9 protein-coding genes and 1 tRNA gene are annotated in these 8,186 nt (G+C 52.1%); 3 read left to right on the forward strand and 7 right to left on the reverse strand.

The genetic code is table 11. The annotated features are described in order from the left end of the window. The first annotated feature begins 133 nt into the window (after nt 1-133). Nucleotides 134-787: an acyl-homoserine-lactone synthase gene (locus RTK32_RS15385; RefSeq protein ID WP_312045493.1), complete on the forward strand. Its 654-nt coding sequence runs from the start codon at nt 134-136 to the stop codon at nt 785-787. Here the strand turns inward: RTK32_RS15385 and RTK32_RS15390 are convergent. The 5 genes from RTK32_RS15390 to ppiB all read right to left on the reverse strand — a co-directional run bounded on the left by RTK32_RS15390 (nt 755) and on the right by ppiB (nt 5,010). Then, a complete protein-coding gene (locus RTK32_RS15390; RefSeq protein WP_312045495.1) occupies nt 755-1,498 on the reverse strand; it encodes a LuxR family transcriptional regulator in 744 nt (247 codons plus the stop codon). The two genes, RTK32_RS15385 and RTK32_RS15390, sit on opposite strands and share 33 nt — an antisense overlap. Before the next feature lie 434 nt (nt 1,499-1,932). Beyond that, complete coding sequence (gene purK, locus RTK32_RS15395; RefSeq protein WP_312045497.1) at nt 1,933-3,012, reverse strand: 5-(carboxyamino)imidazole ribonucleotide synthase; 1,080 nt, start codon at nt 3,010-3,012, stop codon at nt 1,933-1,935. Next, nucleotides 3,009-3,518 (reverse strand): 5-(carboxyamino)imidazole ribonucleotide mutase, encoded by a 510-nt coding sequence (purE, locus tag RTK32_RS15400; RefSeq protein WP_312045499.1) that lies wholly within the window; start codon nt 3,516-3,518, stop codon nt 3,009-3,011. The genes purK and purE overlap by 4 nt, the downstream gene beginning before the upstream one ends. A 272-nt stretch (nt 3,519-3,790) precedes the next feature. Next, the gene (gene lpxH / locus RTK32_RS15405; RefSeq protein ID WP_312045501.1) at nt 3,791-4,516 is read right to left on the reverse strand and encodes a UDP-2,3-diacylglucosamine diphosphatase; all 726 of its coding nucleotides are present in this window, start codon (nt 4,514-4,516) and stop codon (nt 3,791-3,793) included. Beyond that, nucleotides 4,516-5,010, reverse strand: a complete 495-nt coding sequence (gene ppiB / locus RTK32_RS15410; RefSeq protein WP_312045502.1) for a peptidylprolyl isomerase B — start codon at nt 5,008-5,010, stop codon at nt 4,516-4,518. The genes lpxH and ppiB overlap by 1 nt, the downstream gene beginning before the upstream one ends. Before the next feature lie 231 nt (nt 5,011-5,241). Here ppiB and cysS point away from each other — a divergent pair, with 231 nt between their 5' ends. Next, on the forward strand, nt 5,242-6,630 hold the full coding sequence (gene cysS / locus RTK32_RS15415) for a cysteine--tRNA ligase (RefSeq protein ID WP_312045504.1): 1,389 nt from the start codon (nt 5,242-5,244) through the stop codon (nt 6,628-6,630). 104 nt (nt 6,631-6,734) lie between these two features. On the opposite strand, the gene ybcJ is transcribed toward cysS, so the two are convergent. Both ybcJ and folD read right to left on the reverse strand, forming a co-directional pair. After that, nucleotides 6,735-6,947, reverse strand: coding sequence for a ribosome-associated protein YbcJ (ybcJ, locus tag RTK32_RS15420; RefSeq protein WP_312045506.1), 213 nt, complete (start codon nt 6,945-6,947; stop codon nt 6,735-6,737). Then, nucleotides 6,947-7,813, reverse strand: a complete 867-nt coding sequence (gene folD / locus RTK32_RS15425; protein WP_312045508.1) for a bifunctional methylenetetrahydrofolate dehydrogenase/methenyltetrahydrofolate cyclohydrolase FolD — start codon at nt 7,811-7,813, stop codon at nt 6,947-6,949. The genes ybcJ and folD overlap by 1 nt, the downstream gene beginning before the upstream one ends. A 183-nt stretch (nt 7,814-7,996) precedes the next feature. On the opposite strand from folD, the gene RTK32_RS15430 reads away from it, so the two are divergent. After that, a tRNA-Arg gene (locus RTK32_RS15430) sits at nt 7,997-8,073 on the forward strand. Nucleotides 8,074-8,186: the final 113 nt, after the last annotated feature.

Here is an 8,186-nt window from a genome sequence, read left to right on the forward strand (position 1 = left end):
TATCATTTATTTTCTTTCGTATTCTGAGGTGCCCGGGAACCTTCGAATCGTTCTGCCTGACCGGTTTTGCTTTACTGCGGGCTTTGGTAAAGGTCATAAATAACGTAGATAGTGGAATAGGGAAATAGCTGAAATGTTGGATCTGCTGGATATAAAATATCGTCATCTCTCTGAAGTGAAGTCGACAGAACTATTTAGTTTAAGAAAAAGAGTGTTTAAGGACAGGCTTAACTGGATGGTCAGCAGCAAGAATGAAATGGAATTCGATGAGTATGATAACGATCAGACCACCTATGTTTTTGGCGTCCACAAGGATACCTGCGTTTGTAGCCTTCGCTTTATAGAAACCCAATATCCCAATATGATTACCGGCACGTTTCGGTCATGGTTTAGCGATTTTACGCTTCCTGAAGGAAACTACGTAGAGGCCAGCCGCCTTTTTATCGATAAAGAGCGCATGAATACGTTAAAATTGCGTGAAAAGCCTGTTAGTGCACTGCTTTTTTTGTCAATGATCAATTACGCCCGACATTATAAATATGACGGTATATACGCTATCGTCAGCCACCCTATGTATCTCATTTTTAAACGTTCTGGTTGGCAGATTTCTGTAAAGGCACAAAGTCTTTCCGAGAAAAAAGAAAAAATATTCCTGATCTTTATGCCTGTTGATGACGATAATCAGCGTATATTAATTAATCTGGTTAACGCCAAAGTACCGGCGCTAAATATGACCCTGGATACCTGGCCGCTCTCATTCCCCGTCAGCCAGCACCGGTCTGATTAGCTGTAGCTCAATGCTCAATCTGATCGCGTGTTTCATATTGGTGACGCCTAGCTTTCTTACTGCGTTACCAATATGGTACTTAACCGTGGTGAGCTTGATACCCAGAATCAACGCAATTTCCTGGTAAGATTTCCCCACACTGGCCCAGTAAATAATCTCATTTTCTCTTTTAGAGAAGATTTCCCGGGTGTTCATCTCATCAAAATCGGTTTTTCTTGCCTGCTCCTGATACAGTTCGGTCAGCTTTTGATGCGCGCTGACCAGCAGCATTTGTAATTTACTTTTGTTTGTCTGGATCAATTCTTCAATGTTATCGTCACAATGCTCATCCAACATGATGGAAAGTACCACGAGATTATTATTATGATCGTGAAGAACAAAGGTAAAACCATTGATGATATTGTGGTTGCGTGCCATATCAAAGAGCTTGGGAACCTTGACGCCTTTATTCAGCATAATGTTTTCATCCCATGAGAAGGGCGAAACACGGTAAAGCGCCGTGATCAGAACAGGGTCAATAAACTGAAAGTTGTTTTCAACATACACCTGAAACCATTCCGGCCGGTTAGAAATTATGGAAAAATCGGCAGGGTTGCGTTTACTCATAATCGCATAGGCGTACTTAACGTTACTGAATTGTGTCAGTTTCCTCTCAAGGTAATCTTTTATTGAGGCATTGATAACCTGATTACTAAAAAATGATTTAGACATGTAATTATCTCCCTGAGAAAGTGGGGCTTCCATCGTCAATAGCCGACTTTACCATGTTTTTAAAGCCAGACCTAACGTTGCACCCTGCCTGAACAGGTTGTTGTCGATAAGTGGCGCTAAAGTAAATGGCGGAATAATGTTCAGCTTGTCCTGCAGAGCTGAAAATCATAGTAGCTTTTTCCGGGAGCTGAAGAAACAGGGGGGTGAAGCAAGGGCACAATTTGATGAGTGAAGCGAGGGAGGAGAACCAAACCAGACCCTGAACACGTAGATTATGAAGCAAAATTTACGTGTTTGTTAAGAAAATCTGAGAATGGTTCCCTTGGTGTTGGCAAAAAAATTTCTAATTACTTAATAGTATTATGTATTTATTGTTTTGTACGCGACTACAATACGGTTTTCGCCAGCAAATTAATAGCCATACTTAAGTACAGTTAAGCACTGTCTTTTTTCAGATGGGCCACAGACCAGGCGATGCCGGCGGCATAATCGGCAGGTAAATCCTGTGCCAGCGCGGTCAAAGCCTGCTGAAGCGAGACGTGGCTGGTATCACACAGGTTCAGGTGACCCACCTTACGTCCCGGACGCACCTCTTTTTCATACCAGTGCAGCCGAACCAACGGTTGTGCCAGCCAGGCAAGGTTAACTTTTGTACCAATCAGGTTAATCATAACCGATGGAGTGTTGACCACAGGTGCAGGTAAAGGCAGGTTCAGGATCGCGCGCAGATGCAGTTCAAACTGACTGATAGACGCGCCATCCTGTGTCCAGTGGCCGCTATTATGCACGCGAGGCGCCAGCTCGTTAATCAGCAGCCCTTCCGGCACGACGAAGCACTCCATTGCCATCACGCCCACATAGTTCAGCTCGTGCATAATAGCGGCCAGCATCCTTTCAGCCTGCCGTTGACGCTCTGCATCCGGCGTCGGCAACGCCACGCTGGCGCGTAAAATACCGTCCTGATGCAGGTTGTGGGTCAGAGGATAGAAAACCGTGCTGCCATCATGAGCACGAGCGCCTACCAGAGAGACTTCGCCAGAAAAATTAATGCCCTGTTCCACAATGCATTCGCCGTAGCAATCTGCCGGCAGGGAAGCCGCATCATCCTGCCTCACACGCCACTGGCCGCGGCCATCGTAGCCGCCCGTACGGCGCTTAACGATAGCCAGTTCGCCCAGTCTGTCGAATACCTCGGGCCACTGCGCAGCCTCGCTCAGCAGCTGCCAGGGCGCGGTTGCCAGGTTCAGCCGATCCAACAGCTGTTTCTGCGTCAGGCGATCGGCCAGCAGCGGAAAAATATCGCGGTTTACAAAGGCATGATGGTGCGAGAGTTCGCGCGTCAGGGCCGTCTCCGGCCAGCGCTCGATCTCGGCCGTGATCACGCTTTGTTGGATCGGCAGGGCTTCCGGTTCCGCATCCGGTCCGACAGGATAAACGGCTATCCCCAGCGGTTCGCCAGCCTGGCGCAGCATCCGCCCCAGCTGACCATTGCCTAATACGCAGACCGGTTTCATGCTTCCTCCCGCGGATCCGGATTGTTCAGGACTTCATCAGTCTGGCTTTGACGCCAGGCCGCCAGGCGCTGGCTTAGTTCCCCATCGTGCAGCGCCAGAATTTGCGCAGCCAGCAGTGCCGCATTGGCTGCGCCTGCTTTACCGATAGCCAGCGTGCCGACCGGAATACCGCGTGGCATCTGGACGATGGAGTAAAGGCTGTCAACGCCGCTTAGCGCCGCGCTCTGAACGGGTACGCCCAGCACGGGCACCAGGGTTTTCGCTGCCAGCATCCCGGGCAGGTGCGCCGCGCCGCCAGCGCCAGCGATAATAACCTGGATGCCGTTCTCTGCGGCCTGTTCGGCAAAGCTGAACAGCTTGTCCGGCGTCCGGTGCGCTGAAACCACCTCACAATGAAAAGGGACAGCCAGGCTGGTAAGAATGTCCGCGGCAAAGTGCAGGGTTGCCCAGTCACTTTTGGACCCCATTACAATGGCGATGCGGGCTGGTGCGGCAGTAGAAGACATGCGGGTGCGACTCCTGTGATTATACAAGCAGTGTCTGGAAGCTGGTCGGTCAGCCAGACAGGAAGGGCTGAGAGAATACCATGACTCACCGGGCAGGAAAACGGTTGCGTCGGTTCAATCGCGTCACGGACGAGGGGAAAGCGGCCCAGCAGGTCAGCCTTTACTGCGTAAGGCTGCTGTCAGTGCCGAAGGTCAGGAAAGATGGGTAAGACGTTCTTTTATCAGGCGGGCTTAAAAAGAGCACGCCTCGGTTAATGGCAGTACGGGGCAATTTACAGCGGAAAAGCGATCAGCTCTGTGCCGGCCATCGTCACGCGAATCATCGATCCTTCCGTATGCCAGGCACCCAGCACGGCACGTTCAGCGGGCAGACCATTAACGGTGAGCGAATGAATGGCGGGTCGATGCGTATGCCCGTGGATAAGAGACTGAACCTGATAACGGCTCATTGTCTGACTCACTGCCCGGGCATTGACGTCCATAATCGCCAGCGTTTTGCTGCGGTTAGCCTGTTTACTGCTGGCCCGCATTTTTCCAGCGATACGTTGGCGCAGAACCAGCGGCAGCGCCAGAAAGAGCTTTTGCAGCCAGCGCTGATGAACCTTGCGGCGAAAGCGTTGATAACCTTCGTCATCGGTACACAGCGTATCGCCATGCATAATCAACAGCGGCTGACCATACAGTTCCAGCCGTTGCACTTCTGGCAGCAGCTGCATACCGCATGATTTTGCGAATCGTTGACCCAGCAGAAAATCGCGGTTGCCGTGAATAAAGAAGCAGGGAACGCCCGCCAGCCGTAATTCATCCAGCGCGGCGGCGACTGTTGCATGAAGCGGGTTGGGATCGTCATCGCCGATCCAGGCTTCAAACAGGTCGCCAAGAATGTACAGCGCGTCGGCCTGGCGCGCGTCGCGCCGCAAAAAAGCAAGAAAACCGGCAGTGATTGCCGGTTCTTCTTCACACAGATGTAAATCTGCGATAAACAGCGTGTGCGACATTATTCGCTAACGGTGACTTTCTGGATCACAACGTCTTCTTTTGGCACGTCCTGATGCATACCGCTGCGGCCGGTGGAAACGGCTTTGATTTTCTCTACCACATCCATGCCTTCCACAACTTCAGCGAAGACGCAGTAGCCCCAGCCCTGCAGGCTTTCGTCACGGAAGTTCAGGAAGTCGTTGTCCGCCACGTTAATAAAGAACTGCGCCGTTGCGGAGTGCGGAGCCTGGGTACGGGCCATTGCCAGCGTGCCTTTGGTGTTCTTCAGGCCGTTGCTGGCTTCGTTACGGATTTCCGCTTTGGTGGCTTTCTGCTGCATGCCAGGCTCGAAACCGCCGCCCTGGATCATGAAGCCGTTGATGACACGGTGGAAAATGGTGTTGTCGTAAAAACCTTCACGGCAGTAATCCAGGAAGTTTTTAACAGTTTCAGGCGCTTTGTCGTCAAAGGTGTTGATAACGATATCGCCATGGTTAGTCTGGAAAGTGACCATATTCTCATCCTGTAAAGGTTGAAGGGGTGGATTTAGCTGCTGTCAGCGGGATCGTCAGGCTGACAGGCGATAAAATAGAGGGCTCTTATATCACAAAATGTGATGACGAGTCAGCACCGCCGCATAAAGGGAAGCGTGCCGAACCTTGCTTTGCATGGCGCTTGCGTTAACAATACGTCAGAATATCCCTGTCACTATCACGATCGCACACGTTAAAAACGGAATGTCTCAATGCTAAAGATTTTTAATACCCTGAGTCGTCAAAAAGAGGAATTTAAACCTATTCATGCCGGTCAAATTGGCATGTACGTGTGCGGCATCACCGTCTATGACCTGTGTCACATTGGTCACGGGCGCACTTTTATTGCTTTCGATGTGGTCGCCCGTTATCTGCGCTATCTCGGTTACTCGCTGAAGTATGTGCGCAATATTACCGATATTGATGACAAGATCATCAAGCGTGCTCAGGAGAACGGTGAAACTATCGATGTGCTGACCGATCGCATGATCGGGGAAATGCATGCTGACTTCACCGCGCTGAATATCCTGCCGCCGGATTTGGAACCTCGCGCGACTCACCATATCGCCGACATCATTGAAATGGTCAGCAAGCTTATCGAGCGCGACCATGCCTACGTCGCCAGCAACGGCGACGTCATGTTCTCTGTGGCCAGCGATACGGATTACGGCCTGCTGTCACGCCAGGATTTGGAACAGCTCCTGGCGGGCGCGCGCGTTGAGGTGGCCGCCGATGTGAAACGTAATCCGATGGACTTTGTGCTGTGGAAAATGTCCAAAGCTAATGAGCCAGGCTGGCATTCGCCGTGGGGCGAGGGACGTCCGGGCTGGCATATTGAATGTTCGGCTATGAACTGCAAGCAGCTGGGCGAGCACTTTGATATTCATGGCGGCGGGGCCGACCTGATGTTCCCACACCATGAAAATGAAATCGCCCAGTCTACCTGCGCGCACGACGGTCCTTACGTTAACTACTGGATGCACTCCGGCATGGTGATGGTTGACCGCGAAAAGATGTCCAAATCGCTAAACAACTTCTTTACCGTACGCGATGTGCTGGGCTATTTCGATGCCGAGACCGTGCGCTATTTCCTGATGTCGGGTCACTATCGCAGCCAGTTAAATTACGGCGAAGACAACCTGAAACAGGCTCGCGCGGCGTTGGAAAGGCTTTATACCGCGCTGCGTAATACAGATCCCCTTGCCGAAGCGGTGGGTGGGGAAGCTTTCGAGGCCCGTTTCCGTGAAGCCATGGACGACGACTTCAACACGCCGGAAGCCTACTCCGTGCTTTTTGATATGGCGCGCGACATTAACCGCCTGAAAACGGAAGGCGGTGCAGCGGCAAACGGACTGGCGGCAAAATTGCGTCAGCTGGCTGGCGTGCTGGGCCTGCTGGAACAGGATCCTGAAGTCTTCCTGCAAAGCGGCGCACAGGGCGGTGACGATGAGGTGGCCGAGATCGAAGCGCTAATCAAAATGCGTCTGGATGCCCGTAAAGAGAAAAACTGGGCCCAGGCCGATCTCGCGCGTGACAAGCTGGTCGGAATGGGAATTGTACTGGAGGACGGCCCGCAGGGAACCAGCTGGCGTCGCAAATAAGCTAAAAATTCAGGAGCCAATCGGCTCCTGAATTCTTTCCGCACCGGCATCTGCCCCTTTATTCACTGACGTTTCAGCCTGCAAAGGGCAGCCTGTATCCGGTTTTACTCAACGACAGTGATGCTGTTGCCGTCAAAGTTAACGGTTTGGCCCGCAACGATTTTACAGCGTTTACGGGTTTCTGTTTTACCATCAACCGTGACCCGGCCATCGGCGATAACGTCTTTGGCTGCGCCGCCGCTTTCCACCCAGCCTTCCAGCTTCAGCAAATCGCATAAATCGACGTGGGCATGTTTACCCAGAGAAAAAGTGGCCATTATTTTACTGCTCCATCATGAAATTCTTCGCAGGCTTGCAGGGTATTCTGAATCAGCGTTGCCACGGTCATCGGGCCAACACCGCCTGGAACCGGCGTAATATAAGCTGCCCGCTCGGAAGCTGCAGCAAAATCTACGTCACCAACCACTTTACCGCTTTCCAGACGGTTGATGCCCACGTCAATCACGATCGCGCCAGGCTTGATCCAGTCACCAGGGATAAAGCCTGGCTTCCCTACGGCAACCACCAGCAGATCGGCATGCTCAACGTGATGACGCAGATTTTTAGTGAACCGGTGAGTTACCGTGGTCGTGCAGCCAGCCAGTAGCAGCTCCATGCTCATTGGGCGACCAACGATATTGGAAGCGCCAACCACCACTGCATTCAGACCAAAGGTATCAATATTGTAACGTTCCAGCAGCGTCACGATGCCGCGCGGCGTACAGGTACGCAGCTTAGGCGCGCGCTGGCACAGGCGACCAACGTTATAGGGATGAAAGCCATCCACATCTTTCGACGGCGAGATGCGTTCCAACACCTTAACGTTATCGATGCCTGCCGGCAGCGGCAGCTGCACCAGGATGCCGTCAATGTCGCCATCGTCATTCAGCTTATCAATCAGCGCTAACAGCTCCGCTTCGCTGGTGGAAGCAGGCAAATCGTAAGAGCGGGAGATAAAGCCGACCTCTTCACAGGCGCGACGCTTGCTGCCCACGTAAATTTGCGAAGCCGGGTTCTCACCTACCAGGACGACCGCCAGACCTGGCGCGCGTTTACCTGCGGCCAGACGCTGCTGCACTTTTTCTGCAACCTCAAGGCGCACCTGCTGCGCAATCGTTTTACCGTCAATAATCTTTGCTGCCATCAGAGAGAGGATCCATCTGTGTTAAGTTGAAACGGGGGTTGGCGCCTATTCTGGCAGAAGCGCGCGCCGCTGTCAGGCACAGATTCGGCGCTGGCTGTTCAATAGTGCAGCAACAGACTCATCGGCTGAGTAAAATCGTTGACTCGACGGCTTCGCGCCGTATAATCCGACCCTGTTCCCCATGCGCCCTTAGCTCAGTTGGATAGAGCACCGGCCTTCTAAGCCGTAGGTCACAGGTTCGAATCCTGTAGGGCGTACCATTACTTTTCAATAGATTACGCTAGTTTTAATCCCACCTGATTTCCGCCTTATGTCGTATTTGTTGTTAAAACGGTTAGATGGTTAAAGGGTGAACGTGTAAACGTGTGAACTT

It is taken from the genome of Erwinia sp. (assembly GCF_031978025.1).
Classification (GTDB): domain Bacteria; phylum Pseudomonadota; class Gammaproteobacteria; order Enterobacterales; family Enterobacteriaceae; genus Erwinia.

Coding starts and splice junctions, on each gene's coding strand:
- RTK32_RS15385 (WP_312045493.1), top strand. CDS start 134: ATGTTGGATCTGCTGGATATAAAATATCGTCATCTCTCTGAAGTGAAG.
- RTK32_RS15390 (WP_312045495.1), bottom strand. CDS start 1,498: ATGTCTAAATCATTTTTTAGTAATCAGGTTATCAATGCCTCAATAAAA.
- purK (WP_312045497.1), bottom strand. CDS start 3,012: ATGAAACCGGTCTGCGTATTAGGCAATGGTCAGCTGGGGCGGATGCTG.
- purE (WP_312045499.1), bottom strand. CDS start 3,518: ATGTCTTCTACTGCCGCACCAGCCCGCATCGCCATTGTAATGGGGTCC.
- lpxH (WP_312045501.1), bottom strand. CDS start 4,516: ATGTCGCACACGCTGTTTATCGCAGATTTACATCTGTGTGAAGAAGAA.
- ppiB (WP_312045502.1), bottom strand. CDS start 5,010: ATGGTCACTTTCCAGACTAACCATGGCGATATCGTTATCAACACCTTT.
- cysS (WP_312045504.1), top strand. CDS start 5,242: ATGCTAAAGATTTTTAATACCCTGAGTCGTCAAAAAGAGGAATTTAAA.
- ybcJ (WP_312045506.1), bottom strand. CDS start 6,947: ATGGCCACTTTTTCTCTGGGTAAACATGCCCACGTCGATTTATGCGAT.
- folD (WP_312045508.1), bottom strand. CDS start 7,813: ATGGCAGCAAAGATTATTGACGGTAAAACGATTGCGCAGCAGGTGCGC.